Here is a 24,621-nt window from a genome sequence, read left to right as displayed (position 1 = left end):
TCACAGATCTGCCGCCTTTAGAGATAGTGCAACGACCGTGTGACACCCATAATAATGAAGGTAATTAACATAATGATATATAGCAAAAAGATGATAGTGATTGCAGCGCTGCTGAGTTTTTCCGCCGCCGCCGCACCAGGCGTGGATCTCGTCGCCAACGAAACGCCGATCCACACGGTGAAGAGCGCCGAAGCCGTGGCCAAAATCCCCGCCGGCTTCCGGTTCGTGGAACCCGGCACGCTGACAGTCGCCATTTCTCTGCTGGGCAGCGGCCCGCCGTTCGGCCTGTACGCTCGCGACAATAAAACGGTGATTGGCAGCGAGGCGGACATTGCGCGCCTGGTGGCCGACGGTTTGGGGTTGAAACTCAAGCTGGTGCCCACCTCGTGGGAAGACTGGCCGCTGGGGGTGGCCTCTGGCAAATATGACGCCGCGGTTTACAACATCACCGTGACCAACGAACGCAAGACCAAATTCGATTTCGCCACCTATCGGCAGGATACGCTGGGTTTCTACGTCAAATCCGACAGTAAAATCACCCAGATCAAAACCGCGCCGGATATCGCCGGTAAAAAGATCATCGTCGACTCCGGCACCAATCAGGAAGCGGTGCTGCTGGCCTGGGACAAAGAGAACCGCGCCAAGGGGCTCGCGCCGCTGCAGCCGGTGTATGTCACCGACAAGGCCGCCTCCACGCTGGCTATTCAGTCCGGCCGCGCCGACGCCACCTTCGGGCCCAACGTTTCCGGCGCTTATCAGGCGCGGCTGACCGGCAAAACCCGGCTGGTGGGCATCGTGCCCGGCGGCTGGCCGAAGACCGCCAACATCGCCGTCACGCTGAAGAAAGGCAACGGCCTGGTGGACGCGGTGCAGGCTTCGCTCAACAGCGCCATCGCCAACGGCAGCTATCTGCAGGTATTGGATCGCTGGGCGGAGAGCGACGAGAAAATCGCCCATTCGCAGATTAACCCGCCGGGGCTGGGGGATTGAGAGAGCAACAGGCCCCGCGCAGCGGGGCCTTATCGCCGCTCAATCGCGCCGCCTTATTCCGCCGCCGTTTTCTGCCTCCCCAGCTTGCGGTACAGCGTGCTGCGTGAAACGCCGAGCGCCTTCGCCGCCCGGCTGAGATTGCCGCCCGCCCTGTCGATCGCCGCCTGCAGCGCCCCCAGATCGGTATCGGCGTTCTCTTGCCGCGGCGCCAGCACAGCGATGGACTGAGGAAGATCGTCCAGGGTCAGCACTGCGTGATCGTCCGCCAGCGCCAGCAGCACTTTGAGCGTACTCAGCAATTGCCGCACGTTGCCCGGCCACGGATAGCGCGCCAGCATCGCCAGCGCCTCCGGCAACAGCCGAATGCCGCGCCGCTCGCCGCCCAGCTCTCGCCACAGCTGCAGAATGAAGGTCTCCAATTGCGCTCGCTCTCTGAGCGGCGGGATGCGCAGGCTGTATTCCTGGATGCGATACAGCAAATCCTCGCGAAACGCCCCTGCCTGCACCAGCCGGTGCAGATCGTGGTGGGTGGCGCAGACCAGCGCGAAATCGACCGGATAGGCGCTGCGGCTGCCGAGCGGCGTGACGGTTTTTTCCTGCAGTACCCGCAGCAGGCGCGTTTGCAGGCCCGCCGGCATGTCGCCGATCTCATCGAGGAACAGCACGCCGCCGTCCGCCTCGCGGATCTTGCCGATATAACCTTTAGGGTTAGCGCCGGTAAACGCCCCCGGCGCATAGCCAAACAGCTCGGACTCGATCAGCGGTTCAGGCAGCGCCGCGCAATTGATCGCCACAAAGTTGCCGTTGCGCCAGCGGCTCTCCTGGAACAGGCGGCGGCTGAAGTGCTCTTTGCCGCAGCCGGTTTCGCCGGTCACGCACAAGGCGAGGCCGGCGTTGAGAATGCGCAACGCCTTCTGATGTTGTTCGTCGGCTCTTTCCTCCGGCGGCACCGAACGCAGGGCGCTGACGCGGCGCTGCGGCGCCTCGAGCAGCGAATAATAATGCCGTTGATTGCCGGCCAGCGTCTGACGCGGCGCGCCGGCGGGCTGCCGTAACAGCTCGGGGAACAGCTGGGCGAACTCAAACGAGCCAAAGGCCGCCGGCGAGAGTTGAAACTCCATCATCGCCAGCCGATTGGCGGCGACCAGCACTTCGTCGTGAAACACCAGCAACAGCTCCTGCGCGCTGCCCAGGCGACCGGCATCGGCGTGCAGGCGCAGCGTCCAGTGGCGATCGGCGATCGCGCTTCTGACCCAACGGTGTTCGATATGCCGCACCGCCTGCATGATCAGGCGCTGCGCGTCAGGATACGGACGCTGGGCGGGCGCGGAGAGATCCAGTATGCCGGCAATGCGGCCATCCGGACGATAGATCGGCGCGGCGGTGCAGTTCAACCCGGCATTTTGGTTGAGAAAATGCTGGTCGCCGCGCACTTCGCAGAAATCGCCCAGCGCCAGCGCGGTACCGATGGCGTTGGTGCCCCGCTCCGCTTCTCCCCACTGGTTGCCCGGCGCCAGCGCAAAGCGCGACGCTTTGTGCAGAAAGTCGGTATTACCGCAGGTTTCCAGCACCAGCCCGTCGGCGTCGGCGATCACTACGATGGCGGGTTGGCGCGTAATTTTCGCACCCAGCTGCTCGATCAGCGGCTGCACCCGCTGCGGTACCCAATCGTTGCGGCTGCGCAGCTCTTCAAGCAATCCGGCTTTGATAAACGGGATATGTTGATCGGTGCGCGTCAAGCCATAACCCTGGCTGCGTTGCCAGGATTCCGCCAACGGCTGGGTCAGCAAGCTGGCGCCCTCTGCGGGCAAGCGGTCGTCAGGCAACATGCGTTTCTCCCCCGTTCGCGAGTGTTGCAAACTTGTATCATAAATGTGTATCAGGCGTTGCGACACGGGACACAAAAAATCATCGGCGACGGCGACGCCGCGCGATTCGCCAAGCGGCATGAATTTCTAATTCCATAATAAACAATCACTTTTAATAAGCACCCTTGCCCTTCATCAATCTGGCACGGGGCGTGCTTCTCTGTGCGGCGGCGACATGCCGCACTCACAGGCGCAGCGCAATAGCGCCGGTTATCATCTGCAGAGAGGTGCTTCACATGAAATATGTCCACCCCGGTTTGCCTGGCTCGCTGGTTTCGTTCCGCAAACGCTATGGCAACTACATTGGCGGCAAATTTGTCGAACCGGTATCCGGCAACTACTTCACCAACACCTCGCCGGTGACCGGCCAGCCGATCGCCGAATTCCCGCGTTCCGACGCCAAAGACATTGAGCTGGCGCTCGACGCGGCGCATGCGGCGGCGGACGCCTGGGGCAAAACCAGCGTGCAGGAACGTTCCAACGTGCTGCTGGCGATCGCCGATCGCATCGAATCGCGGTTGGAGATGCTGGCGCTGACCGAAACCTGGGACAACGGCAAACCGATCCGCGAAACCCTGAACGCCGATCTGCCGCTGGCGGTCGATCATTTCCGCTACTTCGCCGGCTGCCTGCGCGCGCAGGAAGGCACCGCAGCGGAAATCGACCAAAACACCGTGGCCTACCATATCTATGAACCGCTGGGCGTGGTCGGCCAGATCATTCCATGGAACTTCCCGCTGTTGATGGCTGCCTGGAAACTGGCGCCGGCGCTGGCGGGCGGTAACTGTGTGGTGCTGAAACCGGCGGAACAGACGCCGCTCGGCATCAGCGTGTTGATGGAAGAGATCGGCGATCTGCTGCCGCCGGGCGTACTTAACGTGGTGCAAGGCTTCGGCGCCGAGGCCGGCGAAGCGCTGGCGCGCAGCAAACGCATCGAAAAAATCGCCTTCACCGGTTCCACGCCGGTCGGCCGTCACATCCTCGCCTGTGCGGCGGAGAACATTATCCCCAGTACCGTCGAGCTGGGCGGCAAATCGCCGAATATCTATTTTGAAGACATCATGCAGGCGGAACCGGAGTTTATCGACAAGGCGGTTGAGGGGCTGGTGCTGGGCTTCTTCAACCAGGGTGAGGTTTGCACCTGCCCTTCACGGGCGTTGATTCAGGAATCCATCTACCCGCAGTTTATGGAGAAAGTGCTGGCGCGCATCGCCGCCATCCGCCAGGGCGATCCCTTCGACACCGAGACCATGATCGGCGCCCAGGCGTCCAAGCAGCAGTACGACAAGATCCTGTCCTATATCGACATCGCTAAAAACGAGGGAGGCAAAATCGTGGTGGGCGGCGAACCCGCCCAGCGTGGCGACGAAGTGCAAAACGGTTTCTATCTGCAGCCAACGCTGATTACCGGCAACAACAGCATGCGTTTCTTCCGCGAGGAAATCTTCGGGCCGGTGATTGGCGTCACCACCTTCAAGGATGAGGCCGAAGCCCTGGCGCTGGCCAACGATACCGAGTTTGGACTGGGCGCCGGGTTGTGGACCCGCGACATCAACCGCGCCTACCGCATGGGACGCGCGATCAAGGCCGGCCGCGTATGGACCAACTGCTACCACCTGTATCCAGCGCACGCCGCTTTCGGCGGCTACAAGAACTCCGGCATCGGACGCGAAACCCACAAGGCGGCGCTGTCGCACTATCAACAGGTGAAAAACCTGCTGGTCAGCTACGACGCCAAACCGCTGGGTTTGTTCTGACTCGCGGTAACAACAACAAGGCCACCCGCAGGTGGCCTTTTTTTCACGCAGTGGATGACGCGGGTTATTTCGTCATGCCGAGATCGATCACCATGCGCCCGCGAATGGTGCCGGCTTTCATCTCGTCGAAGATGGCGTTGATATCGCCCAGCGGCCGCTTGGTCACTTTCGGCGTCACCTTGCCTTCGGCAGCGAACTGGAACGCCTCTTTCAGGTCTTCGCGCGTGCCCACCAGCGAGCCGACCACCTGAATGCCGTCCAGCACCAGGCGCGGAATGCTCAGATCCATGCTCTCCGGCGGCAGCCCCACCGCCACCACTTTACCGCCGGCACGCACCGCATTGACCGCCGAGTTGAAGGCGGCTTTCGCCACCGCTGTCACTACCGCCGCGTGAGCGCCGCCGGTTTGCTGCTGAATGATCTCTTCCGCATTTTGCGTTTTGGAGTTGATGGTCAGATCGGCGCCGATCTGTTTAGCGAACTCCAGCTGGCCGTCGTTGACGTCGATGGCGATCACTTTGGCGTTAAACACGTTCTTGGCGTACTGCAGCGCCAGGTTGCCCAGCCCGCCCAGGCCATAGATGGCGATCCACTGCCCCGGTTTGATATCGGAAATTTTCACCGCTTTGTAGGTGGTGACACCGGCGCAGGTGATGCTGCTGGCGGCGAAAGAATCGAGCCCGTCCGGCACTTTCACCGCGTAGTCCGCCACCACGATGCACTCTTCCGCCATGCCGCCGTCAACGCTGTAGCCGGCGTTTTTCACCGAACGGCACAGGGTCTCGTTGCCGCTGACGCAATATTCACAATGGCCGCAACCCTGGTAAAACCAGGCGACGCTGGCGCGGTCACCCACTTTTAACGAGGTGACGCCCTCACCGACGGCGGAGACCACGCCGATGCCTTCATGCCCCAACGTAATGCCCGGCACCTCGCCGAAATCGCCGTTTTTCACGTGCAAATCGGTGTGGCACACCCCGCAACACTCCATTTTCAACGCCGCTTCGCCGTGCTTGAGCGGACGCAGCACTTTATCCTTAATATCTACGGTATGGTTTTTCGTCACTACGGCAGCTTTCATGGTGTTTTCCTTAGCAGAGTGGGAAGTACATTGTTAATGTAGTGACTGTATTCGGTGAGGGCAAGCACCGCGTGTTTTGTGTAAAAACAAATAATTAAATATGAATCAGGATGATTATTTCATAAAAAACAATTAACAGACGGCGCGATCCCAGGCGAATGTTCTGCCTGTTCGGCGGCGCCGTCATGGCCTGATTCAGCCCTTAAAGCGATTCACCGGGATTTTGAGATAGTGCTGCCCATCGTCTTCGCAGTCGGGCAGCACGCCGCCGCGGATGTTGACCTGCAGCGCCATCAGCATGAGTTCCGGATGCGGCAGCGTGGCGTCCCGCTGCTTTCTTTGCGCAATAAATCGGGACTTATCCATATTGACCACCCAGGGATTGTTCTCGCGCTGCTCTCTCACCGTGCTTTCCCAGCGGACCTCACGCCCCGCCGGGCGGTAATCATGGCCGGTAAACAGCCGGGTATCCGCAGGCAGGCTCAGAATCCGCTGCAATGAATCCCATAAGACTTCCGCATTGCCGCCGGGGAAATCGGCCCTTGCGGTGCCGCTGTCCGGCATGAAGAACGTATCGTGGATAAAGGCCGCATCCGCAATGTAATAAGTGACCGACGCCAGAGTGTGCCCGGGAGACAGCAAGACTTCAGCGCGCAGGTTGCCGATAAAAAAGACGTCTCCATCCGCGAACAGCGCATCCCAGACGGTATTGGCCGCAGGCAGGTCTTTTAAATTGTAGATCTCTTCCCACAGCCCCTGAACGGCGGCAATTTTTTCGCCGATGCCGGTGAAGGCGCCGGTTTTCTGTGCCAGCCAGGTGGCGGCGGAGAAGTGGTCGGCATGCGGATGGGTATCCAATACCCAGGCGACGCCCCACCCCCGTTGCTGAATAAAATCCAGGATCTTGCGGGCCTGCTGGTGCGATACCGTTCCCGAGCGGCGGTCAAAATCCAGCACCGGATCGATGATCGCACAGCGGCGCGCTGCGGGATCGGCGACGACATACTGCAGGCTGCCGCTTTCCGGCTCATAAAACGCGTGCACTTCCGCGTGAGGCTGAACGACCTGATGCCGACCATACCAGCCCAGCGCCTTATCGGCATCGGCGCCATACTCTGCGCACTGGCTGCGAAATTGCGCTTCGTCTATCTGGCCTTCGCGCAGCGCATACAGCAGGGAAAGGCAGGCAGAACGCGCTCCGCTCCTGCAATGCGCCAAGGTCTTCTCACCCCGCCGCAACAGGTAATGGAAGGTATAAACAGTCTCCCAGGTCAGCGTGTCGAACGTGTAAGGCAGATAGACGTAGCCCATTCCCCATTGCTCAGCCAACGCTTTCTCTTGTTGATGGTTAAGGTACTCTCCCGGCTCTTCATCTGGTCGATTGTTGACGATAAACCGATAGCCTTGTTGATGCAGGATAGCGAAATCATTCGCTGCGGGCGCCCCCGAAAAGGAGAGCTGATGATGGTAAGTACGGATGTGCATATTTTTTCCTTTTGTTTTATAGGCTTTTAAAAAGCATATAAAGGGCCAGCACCAGCAACATGCCGGCATAGAGCACACGGATAATGTCCTCGCGTTTTTTCAGGCGCTCGGTGAGCGTCACTCCCACGACGCCCCCCAGAACGCCGCCGACAATGAGCCAGCAGGTAATGGCCAACGACACCTTGCCGGACATGGCATAGCTTGCGCTTGTCGATAATCCCATGGCGGAAACCACGACCAGTGAGGTCGCCACCGCTTCAACCAGCGAAAAGCGGAAGAACCAGAGCAGAGCCGGCACCACCAAAAATCCGCCGCCGATGCCCAAAAAACCGGCCACCGCGCCCAGCGCCAGCACGCTGGGCCACACGATGGCGGGATGAAATGTCGGATGGGAGGACGGTAATCCGTTGCCTGCCCGATGATTTCTTTTCAGCGTCAATCCGGCGACAACCAGCATCAGCAAAGAGAAAGGCAGGGTTAAATGGTGCCCGTCCGTCATTTTTCCCACCTGAGAGCCCACCAGCGTTCCCACCACCGCCACCAGCGAAACGGTAACGCCGGTCTGCCACCGGACGTTTCCTTTGGCGGCATGAACAAAAAGATTGATCAGCGCGCTAATGGCAACGGACATGGCACTGGTGCCTATAACCAAGTGGGTATCCGGGATTTTCACCATATACAGCAGCAAGGGCACGCAGACGATGGATCCGCCTCCCCCGGTCAGAGCCAGGAGAAATCCGACTATTCCCCCGGTTATCACCAACAGCGTCAGGGTATAAAAAGTAAAATGGAAAAAATCCAATGCATTAATTCCCTTTCGATATTTATGGCATTTATTAACGATCAGTTTGCGTTGATTGTCAAATAGCTTATTACATTTAGCTATTACATATAGCAAAATCGAATATGTCATTTTTAATATAACCATAAGTTCTATAAATTATCTTTAAATCTGAGCCGCAACCCCCTACTTTCTTATGAAAGGAGACCTGCATGAAACCAGAAAAAATAAACACCCTGAAGAAAGTTGTTGTTATTGGCGGTGGTTCATCTGGCATCGGCGTCATCGCAAGCATAAGGAAGCGAGTTAAAGATGCGGATATAACTGTCGTTGAACCCAATGACTGTCATTATTACCAGCCGGCATGGACCCTGGTGGGCGGCGGGCTCTTTGATATAAGTAAAACGCAGCGCGCCATGCGCGATGTGATTCCCTCTGGCGTCTCATGGCTCCAGGACAGCGTTGTCAGGGTTGACCCCGATGAAAAATATATCGAGACCCGTCAGGGGAAACGCGTAAGCTATGATTTCCTTATTGTTGCCTGCGGCCTTGTTTTACGTTGGGATAAAATAGAAGGCCTTGAAGAGACGTTAGGGCTTAACGGCGTCACCTCTAATTATCGTTTTGATCTTGCAGAATACACCTGGAAACTTGTCCGGGAGATGCAAGGCGGCAAGGCGATATTTTCTCAACCCACGCTTCCCATAAAATGCGCCGGTGCGCCGCAAAAAGCCTTATATCTTTCATGCGATCATTGGCGGCGGCAAGGCGTTCTGAATAATATTAACGTCAATTTCTGCCTTGCGGGCACGGCGGTTTTCGGTGTGCCGCAATTTGTTCCTCCGCTGACCGATTATTTGAAAAAATACCGCGCACAGGTCAATTTTCGGCATAATTTAGTGCGCGTCGATGGGAAACGTCGGCAGGCGATCTTTGCTCTGGACAGTGATAGTGATGAAGAAGATAAACGCGAGGTCACACTGCCCTTCGACATGCTCCACGTTGTGCCGCCTCAGTCCGCACCGGCGTTTATTGCCCAAAGCGGCCTGTCTGACGGATCCGGTTGGTGCGACGTGGATAAGTTCACTCTGCAGCATAAGCGCTGGCAGACGATTTTTGCCGTTGGCGACTGTTGCGCCACGCCCAACGCCAAAACCCTGGCTGCGGCTCGCAAACAGGTGGTGGTGGTCGCCGAGAACATCGCGGCGCTGATTAACGGCGCTCCGCCCACGGCGCATTACGATGGCTATGGCTCGTGCCCATTGACGGTAGAAAAAGGCAAGGTTGTGCTGGCTGAGTTTGGTTACGACAGTAAATTGCTCCCCACCTTTCCCCTGCTCGACAACACCCAACCCAGCCGCATGGCATGGTGGCTGAAAGCCTGGTTTTTACCCCGATTTTATTGGGCGGGCATGCTGCGTGGGGTCGAATGGCTCGCCAAAAGCAAGCCATAGCGCCCGAGGGTCTGAGGCCGCCGCCGTTATCCGCGCCTGGCGGCCTCAGCAGGCGCTTGACTATTTGGCGCGACAAAGCCACCATCGCTTGCGAGCCATCGGGCTGATTGCAAGCCGCTTCCACTAACCGGTCGATCAATGATGAAAAACGCCCCCGCCGTTACGATTCACTACTGTTCACAATGCAATTGGCTGCTGCGCGCCGGCTGGATGGCGCAAGAGCTGCTCAATACCTTCGGCGACGATCTCGCCTCCGTCACCCTGATGCCGGGCACCGGCGGGGTCTATCAAATCAGCGTCGATGGCGTGGTGATTTGGGATCGCAAGATTGACGGCGGTTTCCCCGATGCGGCACAGCTGAAACAGCGGCTGCGCGATCACAGTTTCCCCGAGCGTTCTCTCGGCCACAGCGACGGTAAAAAAGCCCGGCACTGACGGCGTTGCCGGCAGTTGGCCCGATCCCATCGCTTATTGTCCGGCAGGCGACTCACCGGCGCACAGCGCGGTTGCCTATACTGGCGCCAACTTAATCGCCGCGCCTTGCGGCTCGCCCGGAGCCACCGATGAAACTGACGCAAATTCGCAATGCCACCCAGCTGCTCGACTACGCTGGCAAAACGTTCCTGATCGACCCCTTTCTGGCGCCGCGCGGCGCTTATCCAGGGCTGGAAGGCACGCTTAACGCCCATCTGCGCAACCCGCTGGTCGATCTGCCGGTAGACGTCGGCAGCCTGCTGCTGGCCGATGCCGTGCTGGTCACCCATACCCACCCCGACCATTGGGACGAGGCTGCCCAGCGCCTGTTGCCCAAGGACACGCCGATCTTTGCGCAGCACAAACAAGACGCCGAGCTGATCCGTTCGGCCGGTTTTCTTCACGTGCGGATATTGCAAGCGCAGACGACGTTCCACGGGATAACCTTGCATAAAACCGGCGGTCAACACGGTAGCGATTCCGCCTATGCTGACGCGCAACTGGCGTCTATCCTCGGCGAAGTGTGCGGGATCGTGTTCTCGCATCCGGCGGAACCTCGCGTCTATTTGGCCGGCGACACCGTTTGGCGTCAGCAGGTGGACGAAGCATTGCGCGTTTTCGCGCCGGACGTCATTATTCTGAATGTCGGCGATGCGCAAATTCCCGGTATCGGCAGCATTATCATGGGAAAAGAAGACGTGTTGCACGCACATCGGGCCATGCCGAACGCCATCATCGTGGCCTCTCACCTGGAAGCCGTGAATCACTGCACCCTCAGCCGCGAGACGCTGCGCCGATTTATCGCGGAGCAGGCGTTAACCCCCTGGGTCCGCGTGCCGGAAGATGGCGAGGCTTACCAACTGTAATCAGAGAGACGTTATGTCCATACCCTCCGTATCCCTTATTGCGACGCCCGGTTTCAGCCCGTTTCATTTTTCGGTGCCCTGCATCATTTTCGGCGAGATGTTAGCCGACGAACCGCTGTTCGATCTGAGAGTCTGCGGGCTGCGTGCGGGGACCATTCGTTCCGAGCTCGGCATGTCGCTGGAGGTGCCCGACGATCTGACGGCGTTGCAGCGGGCGGACATCATCGTCATCCCCTTCTGGCCGCATCCGGAAGAACGCCCCGAGGCGGCGCTGATCGACGCCCTAAAAGACGCGCATCGGCGCGGCGCGCAGATCGTCGGGCTCTGTCTGGGCACCTATGTTCTGGCGTATGCCGGTCTGCTCGACCATCGCCGCGCCGCCACTCACTGGGAAAACGAAGCGGATTTTTCGGCGCGTTTTCCTCTGGTGCGGCTGGATGCCAACGCGCTTTATGTCAGCGACGAGCGGCTGATCACTTCCGCCGGCACCGCCGCCGGCCTGGATTGCTGTTTGCACGTAGTCAGGCAGCATTACGGCAGCGCCATCGCCAATCGGCTGGCCAGACGGATGGTGATCCCGCCGCACCGGGATGGCGGACAGGCGCAATTCATCGCTCGCCCGCTGCCGGCCAGCACTCAGGATCAACGCATCAATCGCTTGCTGGCTCACCTGCGCGAACATTTGGCCCAGCCGCACGATCTCGATGCGCTGGCCCGCTTTACCGCGATGAGCCGCCGTTCGTTCACCCGACATTTTCAGCAGGCGACCGGCATGAGCGTCGGCGAGTGGCTCAATGCAGAGCGTCTGTTGTACAGCCAGGAACTGCTGGAAAATACGCGCCACCCGATCGCTGCCGTCGCCGCGTTGGCGGGTTTTCAATCCGACGTCTCGTTCCGCCAACGATTTAAGCAACGCTTTGCCGTCAACCCCCGCGAATGGCGCAAAACCTTCCAGCCCCCTGGCGGCTAAGCGCTTGATTTCGGCCGGGTCTCCTGCGCTATACTGAGCGCCCTTTTGACCACACTCAGATAATGTTATGGAACGCTTGTTAGAAAATGCGATGTACGCCTCTCGCTGGCTGCTGGCGCCGGTGTATTTTGGCCTGTCGCTTACCCTGGTCGCTCTGTCGATCAAGTTTTTTCAGGAAATTCTCCACGTCCTGCCAAATATTTTTGCCGTTACCGAAGCCGATCTGGTGCTGACCTTGCTGTCGCTGATCGACATGGCGTTGGTCGGCGGCCTGTTGGTGATGGTGATGTTCTCCGGCTATGAAAACTTCGTCTCGCAGCTGGATATCAGCGAAGGGAAAGAGAAACTGAGCTGGCTGGGCAAAATGGACGCCACGTCGCTGAAAAACAAAGTCGCCGCGTCTATCGTCGCCATCTCCTCCATCCATTTGCTGCGGGTGTTTATGGATGCCAAGAACGTACCGGACAACAAACTGTTGTGGTATGTGATCATCCACCTCACCTTCGTGCTCTCCGCTTTCGTGATGGGCTACCTGGACAAGGTGACCCGCTCCAAGCACTAAGCTCGCCGCGACACCCGATCGTCAGGATCGGGTGCCTCTCCCACGCCTAACTCCCCCTGCGCGCCGCCGTCTGTTTTTTCACCTGGCACATCTGATGATAATTTTATTATAATGTCATTACACTCATAATGAACTGAACGCCGGCATCGCACCGGTTTCGCCGCAGACAGGATCACGCACTCCCATGCCATTGAATGGTCAACCCCTGCAATTCAACGATATTCAGGCGATTTTGCCTCATCGCTATCCCTGTCTGTTGGTCGATCGCGTGCTGCCCGCCGGTACCTGCATCGCCGAAGGGCGGCTGAGCGCCATCAAGAACATCACCGCCAATGAGCCGACGTTCTGGAGCGGCCACGCGCATTTCGCCGGTTTTCCCGGCGTGCTGTTGGTGGAAGCGCTGGCGCAAAGCACCGGTCTGTTGGCGCATTACTATCTCGGGGCGCTCAATGAAGGGGAACATTACTACTTCGCCGCCATTCAGCGGGCGCGGTTTTATCGCGCCGCCCGTCCCGGCGACCAGGTGTTGATGGAGGTCGCTTTCGTGCGCCGGCGCGGGGCGATCGCCCGCTTCACCGGCCGCGCCAGCATCGATGGCCGGCGCATTTGCACCGCCGATTTCATGTGCGCCCGTAAATAGGCCGCTTGCCAAAGGAGCCCTGCGAATACCATGTCTCTGGTTGACAGCTTACTCAGAACCCTCGATTTCTCCCCGCGCGGTCAGGTGATCGCCCGCGAAGCCGACGCCTGGGGCGAAATCATCGTTTCCGATCACAAGGACTACCGCACGCTGCGGTTTGACGGCATCTGCGAACAAAGCAAGATGAGCCTCAGCAACCCCGCGCAGCCGATCCACAACTACATCAAAGCGATGCTGATGGCGGTGGCCTGGCAGCCGCCGGCATCGGCGCTGATTCTGGGCCTGGGAGGCGGCAGCCTGCTGCGTGCGCTGCATGCCCTCGATCCGGCGATGCGTCTGGACGTGGTCGAGCTGCGCGCCGCGGTGATCGCCGTCGCGCGCCGCTACTTTACGCTGCCGGCCACCGACACCATCAGCCTGCGCACCGCCGACGCCATGGACTTCGTACGCCCGCCCGCCGAGGCGCGCTACGATCTGATCTTTTCCGATCTCTATTCGGCGTTCGCCATGGATCCGCAGCAAGGCAGTCAGACATTTCTGGAGAACTGCGCCGCGCGGCTGAACGACGGGGGCTGGCTGGTGCTGAATTACCACGACCTGCCCGACGAAAACAGCCTGCTGTATCACAGCCTGCATCGGGTATTCAACACCGTGCTGTTTTGCGTCGCCCCCAGCGGCAACGTGATCATTTACGCTACGCCGGCCCGTGTGACGCTGCCGCTGAGCACGCTGCGCACGCTGGCCGCCGGCAGCGGCGAGTTGTTCAACTGCGAGCTCGGCTACCTGTCGCGCAAAATAGAGCGGCTGCATTTCCGCTGAACGCGGGCGGCGGCGCGCTCTGGCTGGCCGCTTCGCCCACATGGTATTATCATTCAGTTATCATTCTCTGGAGGATCCTGATGGAAAAGAAAACGGCGCGGCTGACGGTGCTGATTGACCCGGACAAAAAGAAAGCCCTGGAAGAACTCTGTCTGCAGCAGGACGTTACCCCTTCCCAAGTGGTGCGCCAGCTGATCCGCGATTATCTGCAAAAGCATCAGGTGGATTATCCCAGCCAGCCGACGCACGCCAATCCCCGCGTCGAGAGCAATTGATCGGCGCCGGCTCCGCAAACCGTGAAGCGCGTTCGCCCCTGCGCGTGTCCTTAATCCGAATCCTCCGCTGCGGCCTGTCCATCCTGCGATATCGCTGCTACTGTTCTATGCCTTCACACTCTCTTTTCGGAAAGGAAGCGCCATGTTCAGCCATATTACCGTCGGCGTCAGCGATCTGGACGCCGCCGCCGCGTTCTACGACGCTATTTTGTTGCCGCTGGGATTACAACGGCGGGAAGTGACGCCGGACGGCGGCCCCGCCGCTCGCTGCTGGGTGATGCCGGGCCAGACACTGCCGCGTTTCTATGCCTACCAGCCCTTCGACCGGCAGCCCGCCAGCGCCGGCAACGGCAGCATGCTGGCCTTTCTCGCCGCCGATGAAGTGGCGGTCAAACGCGCCTACGCCGCCGGCCTGTTGGCAGGCGGCAGCAGTGAAGGCGAACCCGGCGAGCGCGCGCACTACGGCAAAGGCTATTTCGGCGCTTACCTGCGCGATCCCGACGGCAACAAGGTTCATTTGGTTTACCGGGGAGATCTCGCCTGATGAAATGTTCGGTTTACATCGCCACCAGCGTAGACGGATTCATTGCCGGTGCGGACGGCGACATCGACTGGCTGCTGCGTCCCGAATACGCAGTGTCGTTGCTCAACGGGTTGAGCTATGAGGCGTTTATCGCCGACGTCGACGCGCTGGTGATGGGACGCCATACCTATGAAAAAGTCCGCGCCTTTCCCGAATGGCCCTATGGCGAACTGCCGGTGGTGGTGCTGTCGACGCAGCCGCCCGCGCCGCAAGAAGCAGGCCACGTTCGCTGGATGAATGGCGAACCGGCGGCCATCGTCGCGCAGTTGGCCAGCCAAGGCTGCCGTCATCTGTATATCGACGGCGGCCAGACCGTGCAGCGCTTTCTGCAGGCCGGATTGATCGACGAATTAACCATCACGCGCGTGCCGCTGCTGCTGGGCGGCGGCATTCCTTTGTTCGGCGCCGATGCCCCTGAGCAGCGTCTGCGCTTGCTCGCCGTTACACAATCGGACAACGGTTTCGTACAAGAGCGCTATGCCGTTCAGCGCGCGTCATAACGCAGCGTCAATCGGCGGCCACCGAGGGCGATGAGCAACGCCGCCAACGCCAACAGCGCCGCCGCACCATAGGTCACCTGCATACCGTAAGCGGCCGCGGCGGCGGCGCCCGCCACCCGTTGCGAAGCCAGATAAAACAGCGCCCCCATCGCCGAAGCGCCGGTGATCGCGCCGAGGTTGCGCGCCAGGTTCACCATGCCGGCGATCAGTCCGCGCCGTTCAGGAAACAGATCCTTCATCAGCGCCGTGTTGTTGGCCACCTGGAACAGCGCATAGCCGGCGGTCAACAGCGCGATCGGCGCAACATAGCCAAGCACGCCCCAACGGCCCAGCAACGAGAGCAATGCCGCCCCGGCGGCCACCGCCGCCAGCCCAAACTGAGCGATGCGTTGCGATCCGAAGCGATCCACCAGATAGCCGGCCGGAATGCCGGTCAGAATGGCCACCGCCGGCCCCGCCGACATCACCAGCCCGACCTGCGCGGCGCTTAGGCCCAGCGCCCGCGACAGATAGAACGGTCCGACCACCAGCGTGGCGGTCATCACCGTCATCACCAACGCACTGGCCGCCAGCCCCGCCGTCAAGGCCGGATGGCGGAACATCGTCGGCGCCAACAGCGGCGATGCGGCGCGGCGCTCCACGCGGATAAACAGCGCCCCCGCCAGCAAAGCGCCCAACATCAACGCCAGATTGAGCGCGCTGAAATTGCCGCGCCCGAGGGTCATCGCCAGCGAGTAACAGAGCAATGCGCCGCCCAGCAGCAACGTGCCGGCGCGATCGAAAGGTTCCGGGCGCGCAGTCGTCCGTGGCCCATCCGGCAAGCAGCGCCAGACGAGCCACAACGCCAGCAGGCCCAGCGGCAGGTTGATCAGGAACATCGCCCGCCAGCCAAAACCGGCGATCAGCGCGCCGCCCAACGACGGGCCCAACGCGGTGCCCACCGCCGACATGGTGCCGAGCAGCCCCATCGCGCGGCCGATTTTTTCCGCGCCCAGCGCCTCGCCCACGAGCGCCATGGCGATTGACATCATCACAGCGCCTCCCAGCCCCTGCGCTATGCGCGCCGCCAACAACAGCCAAAGCTGCGGAGCCAACGCGCAAGCCAGCGAAGCGGCGGTAAACAGCGCGATGCCCGCCAGCAGCAGGCGCCGGCGATTGCGGCTGTCGCCCAAGCGGCCGATGCCGATGATGCAGGTGGTGACGGCCAGCAGATAGCAGAGCAGCACCCACTGCACGGCCTGGAACGAGGCATGAAACGCGGCGGCGAGCACCGGCAGCCCGACGTTGGCGATGCTGATGCCGAGCGACGACAGCAGCATGCTCAGAGAAAGTGCGGCCAGTATGCCGCGGACGCCCTGCGGCGAAGGATGGGATAACATGATAAAGACTCCTGACATAGACTGAGGGTTAGCCTATGTCAGGGTCTGGAATGGCGGAAGACGCACGATATGCACTGTATCAATGCATCTGACGCCTTATCTGGCGCAACGCCTTTACCAGGCGGCGATCTCCGCCGCAGTGAGCGGCAGCGTTTGAGTGACGCCGGTTTCCGCCGCCAGGGTGGCCGCCTCGAGCACCGCCATCACCGCCAGCGCCTGCGACGCGGTAACCGGGTTGGCGCCGGTGCCGCGCAGCGCATCGCGCACCTGGAAGTAATATTGGCGCTGATCGCCATCCGGCGTCGGCAGCGTGCGCGCCGGCTCCGTGCCGATAAACAGGCTCATCGCGTCGTCGTCTTTGCCCCACTCCGCCGAGCCCGGCGTCACGCCGGCCAGCAGCTGGCTCTCCTGCCCGTCGGCGCGCGCCTTGACCACGCTGCCCTTATCGCCGTGCACGGTAAAGCGTGAAACGCCGCCCGCCACCAGCATGCTGCCGTGCAGGATCACGCGGTGCGTCGGGTAGTTCAACACCACATGGGCCCAGTCATTGACCTGCGCGTTGGCGCGCAGCGTGGCGATGTTGGCCTGCACGCTGTGCGGCAATCCGAACAGCTGCAGCGCCTGATCGACCATGTGCGGCCCCAAATCGAACCACAGCCCGCTGCCGGGCAGGTTCTGTTCGCGCCAGCGCACCCGCACTTCTGGGCGGTAGCGATCGATGTGCGACTCAAAATGCGTTACCTTGCCGAGCAGCCCCTGCTCGATCACCTGTTTCACCCCGAGGAAATCGCTGTCCCAGCGGCGGTTCTGGAATACCGACAGCAGGCGGCCATGCTGCTCCGCCGCCGCGATCAGCGTGCGCGCCTCCGCCAGGTCCAGCGTAAACGGCTTATCCACCACCACATGCTTTCCCGCTTCCAGCGCGGCCAGCGCCAGCGGCGCATGGGTGGCGTTCGGCGAAGCAATCACCACCAGATCGACCTCCGGCAGGCGGATCGCCTCGAGCGGATCGGCGATCACGCGCGCATGCGGCAGGTCGGCGTGAACTTTGGCGGCGTCGCGCGAAGCCACCACGCTGAGTTCCAGCCCCGGCACGGCGTTGATCAGCGGCGCGTGAAACGCCTTGCCGACAAAGCCGTAGCCAATCAGCGCCACCTGCAACGGTTGAGCGTTATCGTTCATCAGTGTTCTCCTCTAGCGGTCGTCGGCGACGACACAAAGTTCAATCATTGATTGCTCGTCCAGGTTGTCCCACGGGCGATCGGTAAACAGGCGTTGGATCTGCGCCAGATCCGCAACGTGATGCGGTTCGCAGCGATCCAGCTTCATATGGTCGGCCACCAGCCAGCGCTCACCGCTGTTGGCCAGCATGGCGCGTTTGACCTCGGCATCGGCCTCTTCGCCGGCGCTCAGCCCCAGCTGAGCATGCACCGCGCAGGCGCCCAGCAAGGCGATGTCCGCGCGATAGCGCGCCAGCAACGCCAACGTGGCGCTGCCGGCGAACAGCCGTTGACGCGCATCCCACTGACCGCCCAGCAGGATCAGTTGGATCTCCGGCCTGTCGCTCAGGCACTGCGCGATATCCAGCGAGGCGGTGATCACCGTGGCCGGGCCGCGCAACGCTTGCGCCACCGCCAGCAGCGTACTGCCCGCATCCAGCATCAGAGTGCTGCCGGGCGGGATCTGTGCGGCCACCGCGCGGCCGAGCCGCTGTTTGATCTGCGGCAACAGCGCCGCGCGCGCCTGGCGCGGCATGCCGGACGGTTCAAGCGCGATCGCCCCGCCGTGATGTTTTTGCGCCAACCCCTGCCGCTCGAGATCGGCCAGATCGCGGCGCACGGTATCGACGGAAACGCCGATGGCGTTGGCCAATTCCGCTACCGCCGCCTGCCCGCGTTCGCTGAGCAAATCCAGTAAATGTCGTTGTCGCGCCGCTTTGTGCATGGTTTATCCCGCAATAAAAAGCATTAAACAGCAATATACAGCAAAAAACGGCATCAGAGAAGACGCATTGGCGCGCACAGGAGATCAAACATCTTTTCGCCGCCTGGACAATGATGGAGGCAGAACGCATAACAACCAGGAGAAATGATGAGCATCGATCTGACGTTTGAAAACCTGAACGCGCGCGCCGTGCAATACAACGCCCGCGCTTCGGTCGAGGATTTTGACGCCTGCATGGCGGAATACGCCGCGCTGGCCCAGCGCGCCAAAGCGCAGACGCCGGGCATTTATGACCTGCGCTACGGCATGGGCGCCGCCGAACGCCTCGATCTGTTCCCGGCCAGCATTCAGCCCGCCCCGCTGCTGATCTTTATTCATGGCGGTTACTGGCATTCGCAGCGCAAAGAGGAAGCCTGTTCGATGGCCGCCGCGTTTGCCCGCCGCGGCGTGGCGGTCGCTACGTTGGAATACACGCTGGCGCCGGAAGCGACGCTGGCGGAGATCGTGCATGAGGTACGCAGCGCCGTCGCCTGGCTTTATCATCACGGGGCACCATTCGGCATCGATCCGGCGCGCATTTTCGTCAGCGGCAGTTCGGCCGGCGGGCATCTGTGCGGCATGCTGATCGCCGACGGCTGGCAGCAACGCTATCGTCTGCCGCCCGATGCGATCAAAGGCGCGTTGGCGCTGAGCGGCTTATACGATCTGCGCCCGCTGTGCGATATCTATATCAACGACTGGCTGCACCTGACGCCCGAGCAGGCGCACACCCTCAGCCCGCTGTTTCTGCTGCCGCCGAAAGGCCATGCGCCGCAGATCCTGCTCGACGTCGGCCAGCGGGAAACTCAAGGGTTTAAAAACCAGACGCAGGCCTATTATGACGCTTGCCTGGCGCATGGTCTCGACGTCCAGCTGCTGGCAGACCGCCACTGCAATCACTTTACGTTGGTCAACGAGCTCGCCGATGCGGAAAGCGCGATGTTCCGGCAAGTGATGGCGATGATCGACGGCGCGCGAGGGTAGTTTGGCGCTGCAACCACAGCCTGGCGGCGATCGTCATCACCGCCAGTGCGGCAAACGCGGTTCCACACAGCAGGCTGCCCTGTAACCCCCAAGCGGCGATAAACCAGCCGCCCGCCAGCGAACCCAGCGCCACACCCAGATTGATAAAGGCGATATACAGCCCGGTGACGAACGCCGGCGCCTGTGGCGCTTCGGAGGTCAGCCAGATCTGGGTCACAATCAAACCGCTGGTGTGCGCCGCCCCCCAATACAGACAAAGTGCCGTCATCGAACCAAGGTTCGTGCTGCCGTAGCGATACAGCAGCGCATAAGCCGCAATCAAGGCTACCGGATGCAGCAGCACCGTCACTGCACGGCGGCGGCCCAACCCCTTGCCGGCCAACAGGTTGCCTGCAACGCCACCCACGCCGAATGCCACCAGAAGAAAGGCGATGGCGCCACCGCTGAAGCCGATTTCACGGCTGAGATATTCAGCCGCGTAGGCATAGACCGCAAACATGGCGGCAAATATCAGCACGCAGGTGCTTATATTTAGCCACAGCGTCCCGCTGCGCAGCACCATCAGCTGTTTGCCATAACTGAGGCGTTGAACGGCGACGTCCGGCAAACGCACCAGTAACCCCGCCGCCGCCAGGAGGTTCACCCACGCGCAAAACCGGAACGATGCTTCATAGCTGAACTGTTCAGCGATCCATTGCGTCAGCGGTATGCCCAACACCATGCCCATGCTGGTGCCGATAAACGCATAGGCGGTTGCTTTGGTGGCCTGATGCGGTGGATAAAGCGCTGCGGCCGCCACCATGGCCAGCGAAAAATAGACAGGATGGAATAACGCCGGCAAAATGCGCAGCAGCATAAGCATGGCAAAGCTGTCCGCCTGAGCGGACAACGCGCTGGCCGCCGCAAATACCGTTAATGTAATCAGCAGCGTGCGTTTACGATTGAATCGCGACGCCAGCAGCACCAACAGCGGCCCGAGCAACGCAATGGTCAAGGCGAAGACCCCAACCAGCCAGCCGGCCTGCGCCGTGGAAATGCCATACCGCGCGATGATCTGCGGCAAGATGCCCACCACGCCGAACTCGATGCAATAAACGCCAAACAGCCCCAGCGCAATGAAGAAAATCGGCGGTATCAAGCCCATCACATCCCCCCCGTCGCGGCATAAACCGCCTGACAAATCTCGCCGACAAAGGCGCCGGACATGCCTTCCAGCGCCGTATTGGTAAACGCCACCACGCTGAGCTGCCGGGTGGGATCGACAAACCACGAATGCCCATAGGTTCCCCCCATCCGCCAGGTGCCAACGGACTCCGGCGTTTGTGCGGCGACGGGATCTTTCAGCACGGTAATGCCCAGGCCGAAGCCGCGCCCCGGCCAAAACGGCATCGGCAGATCGCCGATTTGGTTGCTGGTGAATGCCGTCACCCAATCGGGCGGCAGCACCTGCCCGCCGCCTTGGCGCAACGTTTCCAGCAAGCGCAGGAAATCTTCGGCCGACCCGACCATGCCGGCGCCGCCCGAAGCGTATGCCTGCGGATCCAGCGCACGCGCCGGCGACAGATGAAACCCGGCGCTGCCCGCGAAAAACGGTAAATGGTCCGGCTGGTGCAAGCGGCGCGGTTCGCCGGGATGATCGGCGTAAGACGCCGCCAAACGCGCGGGATCCGCCGCCAGGAAATCGGTATCCGTCATCGCCAACGGCCTGGTCACCCATTTTTTGACCGCCTGCGCCAGCGGCAAGCCGCTCGCCTGTTCAATTGCCGCGCCCAGCACATCGGTCGCGATGGAGTAACGCCACTCCGCGCCGGGCGGGGCCAGCAAAGGTGCGCAGGCAATACGCCGCACGTTTTCCTGCAGGCTGACAGACGCCTCATCCATGCCATCGGAGATGCCCAATTGAGCGTAGAATCCCCCTTCCGGCTGAAAAAAGCGGTAACTTAATCCGGCGGTGTGAGTCATTAAATGCCGTAGCGTTATCAGCGGTAGAGTGCCATCCGCCAGCCGCGGACAAAAATTCGGCAGCCAGCGGGTGATGGGATCGTCCAACTGCATGTCGCCCTGCGCCATCAGCGCCAGCGCCGCCGTGGACACGATCGGTTTGGACACCGAAGCCAGACGAAATAGCGTATTGCACGCCATCGGCTTGCCGGCTTCGCGATCCGCCATGCCCGCCGCGCGGCGATAAATGATCTCACCACCCTGCGCTACCAGGACCACTGCGCCAACCAGCCGTTTCTCCGCCAAGGCGCGGTCGACAGCCCGATCTATCACGCCAACGCTCTGCCCGTATTCACTCATTTCCATTGCTCCAGGTCGCCAATCACTGTGGTAGTTACCGAGCATAGAGCCTGGTGATTTATGGAAAAACAGGCTAGATTTCCCTTAATAACGGACACTAACGTCCGCAATAGGATGCCCTATGGATAACTTAGCCGGCGTGAGCGCTTTCGTGCAGGCCGCTGAAACTCTCAGTTTCGTTGACGCCGGCCGCATGCTCGGCATCTCGGCATCAGCGGTGGGAAAAAGCATCGCCCGTTTGGAGAACAGGCTGGGGGTGCGCCTGTTTCACCGCAGCACGCGCAGCATGACGTTGACCGCCGAGGGCCGGCGCTTTCTGCAACGGTGTCAACGCATTCTGGGGGAGATGGCGGCGGCAGAACGGGAAATCAGTGATGCGCATAGCACGCCGCGCGGCAAACTGCGGGTCAGCCTGCCGCTGGTGGGAGGGCTGTTAAATCCGGTGTTGGCAGAATTTGTCCGAAACTATCCCGATATTGAGCTGGAAGCCGATTTCTCCGATCGACGGGTCGATGTCGTAGAAGAGGGTTTTGACGCAGTGATCCGGGTCGGCGAGACCGAAGATTCACGACTGATGAGCCGCCAGCTGGGCTCGTTTCATCTGCTGCTGGTGGCCGCGCCAGATTACCTGCACCGCGTCGGGATCCCACATCAACCGGCAGATCTGCAAGGGCACGCCGGCCTGCTGTACAAATTCCCCTCTACCGGCAAAGTGGAGCCCTGGCCGCTCGAAGGATGGGACAAGCTGCTTGCCGATCAACTGGCGACCCGCGTGGTGTGCAACACCGTCGATACCTTGCTCTATCTGGCGGAAAGCGGCCAGGGCATCGCCTGTTTGCCGGATTTTGCCGTGAAGCGCGCACTGGAACAGCGGCGATTGCAGCAGATATTGCGCGAGCATTGTCACCACAGCGGCAGCTTCAAAGTCCTGTGGCCTTCCAGCAAGCATCTGACGCCGAAACTCCGCGTGTTTATCGATACGCTAAGCGCTCGACTTTTTCAGGATTAGGTGGGTATTTACGCGACCGGTCAATCATCGAGTAAAGGAAATGCGAGGGAGACGGAGGGCGATAACCGCCCCCTGACATGCGGGCTCAGCCGTTTTTGCGGCCGATAGCGGAAAAGACGTTAAACACTTCACCCAAGCCGTAAATCGCGCCGAGCAGTACGGCCACCATTACCGGCACCAGGACCACCACGGTGGCCAAGCTTTCAAGCATTTCTAACATCGTTCTCTCCTGGTTTTTAAGCACAGCGAATCTGCGCCGGAAGAAAAGGTTTCCGGCTAATCGGTTGATTATCGTGGGGAGGCAGTCTAAAACGTGAGCTACATCACACTTGATGCGAGCTAATGTAACTTACACAATTACATTAACGCAATGCAAAAAATGCTCTGTGCGGCAAAGGGATTGGCGTGGATTTTTTATTGCGTATCTGCTTGATATTGCGGCGAACAGGGGGCGAAAGGATAGCCGGCGCGCCGCTCGACCTGCCCGGCCATTTCGGCGATGCTGGTCTGCGCCAGGCTGGCTTCCAGCGCATGCCCCACGCGCGCGAACTCTTGCTCCAGCACCGGGGTAATGGCGTGGCCGATATAGCACGCATCGTTAGGCCGGGCGCGGTGCAGCATGAAATAGGGTTGATCCTCCACCGCGCGATACACGTCCAGCAGCGAGATCGCTTCCGCCGGCCGCGCCAGCAGCGCCCCGCCGCCTTGCCCCATTTGTGAATAGGTCAGCCCCGCTTCCGCCAGCGCGCCGAGGATGCGCCGCACCACCGTCGGATTGGTGTTGACGCTGCGGGCAATGTCTTCGGAACGCACCGTCTGGCCGCGACACAGCGTGATGTTGGTCAGGATATGGATGGCAACGGCAAATCGCGTAGAGGTAGACACCTTGACACCTGCTCAGAGTTTCGTTTATGTCGGATTAAAACATAAGGAAAGCGTATCAATTTCCGGTAATACACATAATGAGTAGGGATTAGCGGAATGTCAACCAGCCCCCGCCCGGCGGCGACGGCGGCTCAGGCTTCGGTACGGATCTCCGCCACTTTATCGGCATAAAATGCCAGATGATCCTTGATCGCCACCACGGCGTTGTAAGGCATTTCATAACTCCAGGCCGTATTGTTCCCCTGCGGGCCGTTCAGCGCGAGGTCGAAATAACTGCAGTCGCCCTTATAAGGGCAGTAGCTAACGCGATGGTTTTTCTGCAGCAGCGCCATCTTCACATCCTCACGCGGAAAGTAAAACACCGGCGGATAGTTGGCTTCCCGTAAAATGAGTGCGTTGCGGCTGTCGGCCAGGATTTGGCCGGCGGCGTGCACCACGACCCGCATGGGATGGCGAGTTAACGTAATCGGATGATCCGGCCCGGGAATTTTCACCGGCTTGCCGGATGCGGAAACGAGATCGGACATGGCGGCCTCCACAACGTGCGCCCCGTCCCCACGAGGCGTCTTCTCAGTATAGACCCGCGGTTTCGCCGGCGGCCGCACATTCGGCGAGCAAACGCTTTTCGCCGCCGCAAAATTAAGAATTTTTACCTGTTCGATTTTCTTACGGAGGAATACATTCATCCCAACTTCTACCGGCGGCTTAATCGGATTATTTTTAATCCATTAATCCGCCAATTTACCAGGAACTCATTATGAATATTAAACGTGCCGCGGGTGTGTTGGTGGTGGTGATGGCAACGCTTTCCGTTACCGCATGTGGGCATATGTCCAATCGCGATCGCAACACGGCGATCGGCGCGGGGGTCGGCGCCGTCGGCGGCGCGGTATTGACCGACGGCAGCACGCTGGGCACACTCGGCGGCGCAGCGCTGGGTGGCATTATCGGCCACCAGACCAGCCGTTAATCATT

General features: G+C 60.5%; 27 protein-coding genes. 15 read left to right on the top strand and 12 right to left on the bottom strand.

The genetic code is table 11. The features are described from left to right. Nucleotides 1–72: 72 nt before the first annotated feature. Entirely contained in the window at nt 73–990 is a 918-nt protein-coding gene (locus GKN89_RS01380) for an ABC transporter substrate-binding protein (protein WP_154746194.1), read from the top strand. A 53-nt stretch (nt 991–1,043) separates the two neighbouring features. Here the strand turns inward: GKN89_RS01380 and GKN89_RS01375 are convergent, their stop codons facing one another. Then, complete coding sequence (locus GKN89_RS01375) at nt 1,044–2,819, bottom strand: sigma-54-dependent Fis family transcriptional regulator (protein WP_154746193.1); 1,776 nt, start codon at nt 2,817–2,819, stop codon at nt 1,044–1,046. A gap of 275 nt (nt 2,820–3,094) precedes the next feature. Here GKN89_RS01375 and GKN89_RS01370 point away from each other — a divergent pair, with 275 nt between their 5' ends. Further along, nucleotides 3,095–4,615: an aldehyde dehydrogenase family protein gene (locus GKN89_RS01370; protein WP_025159746.1), complete on the top strand. Its 1,521-nt coding sequence runs from the start codon at nt 3,095–3,097 to the stop codon at nt 4,613–4,615. 64 nt (nt 4,616–4,679) lie between these two features. On the opposite strand, the gene adhP is transcribed toward GKN89_RS01370, so the two are convergent. The 3 genes from adhP to GKN89_RS01355 all read right to left on the bottom strand — a co-directional run bounded on the left by adhP (nt 4,680) and on the right by GKN89_RS01355 (nt 8,094). Continuing rightward, nucleotides 4,680–5,696, bottom strand: coding sequence for an alcohol dehydrogenase AdhP (adhP, locus tag GKN89_RS01365; protein ID WP_154746192.1), 1,017 nt, complete (start codon nt 5,694–5,696; stop codon nt 4,680–4,682). A gap of 195 nt (nt 5,697–5,891) precedes the next feature. Beyond that, a complete protein-coding gene (gene blh / locus GKN89_RS01360; RefSeq protein WP_230328940.1) occupies nt 5,892–7,250 on the bottom strand; it encodes a bifunctional sulfur transferase/dioxygenase Blh in 1,359 nt (452 codons plus the stop codon). Then, the gene (locus tag GKN89_RS01355; RefSeq protein ID WP_230328901.1) at nt 7,198–8,094 is read right to left on the bottom strand and encodes a sulfite exporter TauE/SafE family protein; all 897 of its coding nucleotides are present in this window, start codon (nt 8,092–8,094) and stop codon (nt 7,198–7,200) included. The genes blh and GKN89_RS01355 overlap by 53 nt, the downstream gene beginning before the upstream one ends. A gap of 80 nt (nt 8,095–8,174) precedes the next feature. Between GKN89_RS01355 and GKN89_RS01350 the strand changes: the two genes are divergently transcribed. From GKN89_RS01350 to GKN89_RS01305, 10 genes are all read left to right on the top strand, one after another. Continuing rightward, a complete protein-coding gene (locus GKN89_RS01350) occupies nt 8,175–9,416 on the top strand; it encodes an FAD/NAD(P)-binding oxidoreductase (protein ID WP_154746191.1) in 1,242 nt (413 codons plus the stop codon). 141 nt (nt 9,417–9,557) lie between these two features. Continuing rightward, nucleotides 9,558–9,851, top strand: coding sequence for a SelT/SelW/SelH family protein (locus tag GKN89_RS01345; protein ID WP_154746622.1), 294 nt, complete (start codon nt 9,558–9,560; stop codon nt 9,849–9,851). Nucleotides 9,852–9,979: 128 nt separating this feature from the next. Next, complete coding sequence (locus GKN89_RS01340; RefSeq protein WP_154746190.1) at nt 9,980–10,756, top strand: MBL fold metallo-hydrolase; 777 nt, start codon at nt 9,980–9,982, stop codon at nt 10,754–10,756. A gap of 13 nt (nt 10,757–10,769) precedes the next feature. Beyond that, nucleotides 10,770–11,726, top strand: a complete 957-nt coding sequence (locus tag GKN89_RS01335; protein WP_154746189.1) for a GlxA family transcriptional regulator — start codon at nt 10,770–10,772, stop codon at nt 11,724–11,726. Between the two features lie 67 nt (nt 11,727–11,793). After that, a complete protein-coding gene (locus tag GKN89_RS01330; RefSeq protein ID WP_019455318.1) occupies nt 11,794–12,288 on the top strand; it encodes a TIGR00645 family protein in 495 nt (164 codons plus the stop codon). Nucleotides 12,289–12,472: 184 nt separating this feature from the next. Continuing rightward, nucleotides 12,473–12,928: a 3-hydroxyacyl-ACP dehydratase FabZ gene (gene fabZ / locus GKN89_RS01325; RefSeq protein WP_019455317.1), complete on the top strand. Its 456-nt coding sequence runs from the start codon at nt 12,473–12,475 to the stop codon at nt 12,926–12,928. 30 nt (nt 12,929–12,958) lie between these two features. Then, complete coding sequence (locus GKN89_RS01320) at nt 12,959–13,747, top strand: spermidine synthase (protein ID WP_019455316.1); 789 nt, start codon at nt 12,959–12,961, stop codon at nt 13,745–13,747. An 80-nt stretch (nt 13,748–13,827) separates the two neighbouring features. Next, nucleotides 13,828–14,022, top strand: a complete 195-nt coding sequence (locus GKN89_RS01315) for a ribbon-helix-helix protein, CopG family (protein ID WP_019455315.1) — start codon at nt 13,828–13,830, stop codon at nt 14,020–14,022. A 142-nt stretch (nt 14,023–14,164) separates the two neighbouring features. Beyond that, nucleotides 14,165–14,566, top strand: coding sequence for a VOC family protein (locus GKN89_RS01310; protein ID WP_025159742.1), 402 nt, complete (start codon nt 14,165–14,167; stop codon nt 14,564–14,566). Next, on the top strand, nt 14,566–15,105 hold the full coding sequence (locus GKN89_RS01305; RefSeq protein WP_019456300.1) for a dihydrofolate reductase family protein: 540 nt from the start codon (nt 14,566–14,568) through the stop codon (nt 15,103–15,105). The genes GKN89_RS01310 and GKN89_RS01305 overlap by 1 nt, the downstream gene beginning before the upstream one ends. Here the strand turns inward: GKN89_RS01305 and GKN89_RS01300 are convergent. The 3 genes from GKN89_RS01300 to GKN89_RS01290 form a co-directional block, all read right to left on the bottom strand. Beyond that, on the bottom strand, nt 15,090–16,484 hold the full coding sequence (locus GKN89_RS01300; RefSeq protein ID WP_154746188.1) for an MFS transporter: 1,395 nt from the start codon (nt 16,482–16,484) through the stop codon (nt 15,090–15,092). The genes GKN89_RS01305 and GKN89_RS01300 overlap by 16 nt on opposite strands. Before the next feature lie 114 nt (nt 16,485–16,598). Next, nucleotides 16,599–17,666, bottom strand: a complete 1,068-nt coding sequence (locus tag GKN89_RS01295; RefSeq protein ID WP_154746187.1) for an oxidoreductase — start codon at nt 17,664–17,666, stop codon at nt 16,599–16,601. Between the two features lie 12 nt (nt 17,667–17,678). Continuing rightward, nucleotides 17,679–18,428 (bottom strand): DeoR/GlpR family DNA-binding transcription regulator, encoded by a 750-nt coding sequence (locus GKN89_RS01290; protein ID WP_019456303.1) that lies wholly within the window; start codon nt 18,426–18,428, stop codon nt 17,679–17,681. Between the two features lie 147 nt (nt 18,429–18,575). On the opposite strand from GKN89_RS01290, the gene GKN89_RS01285 reads away from it, so the two are divergent. Next, nucleotides 18,576–19,451: an alpha/beta hydrolase gene (locus GKN89_RS01285; protein ID WP_019456304.1), complete on the top strand. Its 876-nt coding sequence runs from the start codon at nt 18,576–18,578 to the stop codon at nt 19,449–19,451. Here GKN89_RS01285 and GKN89_RS01280 read toward each other — a convergent pair. Then, on the bottom strand, nt 19,378–20,595 hold the full coding sequence (locus GKN89_RS01280) for an MFS transporter (protein WP_019456305.1): 1,218 nt from the start codon (nt 20,593–20,595) through the stop codon (nt 19,378–19,380). The genes GKN89_RS01285 and GKN89_RS01280 overlap by 74 nt on opposite strands. Then, entirely contained in the window at nt 20,595–21,752 is a 1,158-nt protein-coding gene (locus tag GKN89_RS01275; protein ID WP_154746186.1) for a serine hydrolase, read from the bottom strand. Before GKN89_RS01275 ends, GKN89_RS01280 begins: the two co-directional genes overlap by 1 nt. Before the next feature lie 121 nt (nt 21,753–21,873). Here GKN89_RS01275 and GKN89_RS01270 point away from each other — a divergent pair, with 121 nt between their 5' ends. Further along, complete coding sequence (locus GKN89_RS01270) at nt 21,874–22,761, top strand: LysR family transcriptional regulator (RefSeq protein ID WP_019456307.1); 888 nt, start codon at nt 21,874–21,876, stop codon at nt 22,759–22,761. A gap of 85 nt (nt 22,762–22,846) precedes the next feature. On the opposite strand, the gene GKN89_RS01265 is transcribed toward GKN89_RS01270, so the two are convergent. The 3 genes from GKN89_RS01265 to GKN89_RS01255 all read right to left on the bottom strand — a co-directional run bounded on the left by GKN89_RS01265 (nt 22,847) and on the right by GKN89_RS01255 (nt 24,173). Further along, the gene (locus GKN89_RS01265; protein ID WP_019456308.1) at nt 22,847–22,981 is read right to left on the bottom strand and encodes an AcrZ family multidrug efflux pump-associated protein; all 135 of its coding nucleotides are present in this window, start codon (nt 22,979–22,981) and stop codon (nt 22,847–22,849) included. Between the two features lie 194 nt (nt 22,982–23,175). Continuing rightward, the gene (locus tag GKN89_RS01260) at nt 23,176–23,646 is read right to left on the bottom strand and encodes an Rrf2 family transcriptional regulator (protein ID WP_019456309.1); all 471 of its coding nucleotides are present in this window, start codon (nt 23,644–23,646) and stop codon (nt 23,176–23,178) included. Between the two features lie 131 nt (nt 23,647–23,777). After that, nucleotides 23,778–24,173, bottom strand: coding sequence for a DUF427 domain-containing protein (locus GKN89_RS01255; protein ID WP_154746185.1), 396 nt, complete (start codon nt 24,171–24,173; stop codon nt 23,778–23,780). A 230-nt stretch (nt 24,174–24,403) separates the two neighbouring features. Between GKN89_RS01255 and osmB the strand changes: the two genes are divergently transcribed. After that, the gene (osmB, locus tag GKN89_RS01250) at nt 24,404–24,616 is read left to right on the top strand and encodes an osmotically-inducible lipoprotein OsmB (protein WP_004940700.1); all 213 of its coding nucleotides are present in this window, start codon (nt 24,404–24,406) and stop codon (nt 24,614–24,616) included. Nucleotides 24,617–24,621: the final 5 nt, after the last annotated feature.

It is taken from the genome of Serratia sp. YC16 (assembly GCF_009707615.1).
Classification (GTDB): domain Bacteria; phylum Pseudomonadota; class Gammaproteobacteria; order Enterobacterales; family Enterobacteriaceae; genus Serratia; species Serratia surfactantfaciens.
This window is presented reverse-complemented; position numbering and strand designations above follow the sequence as displayed.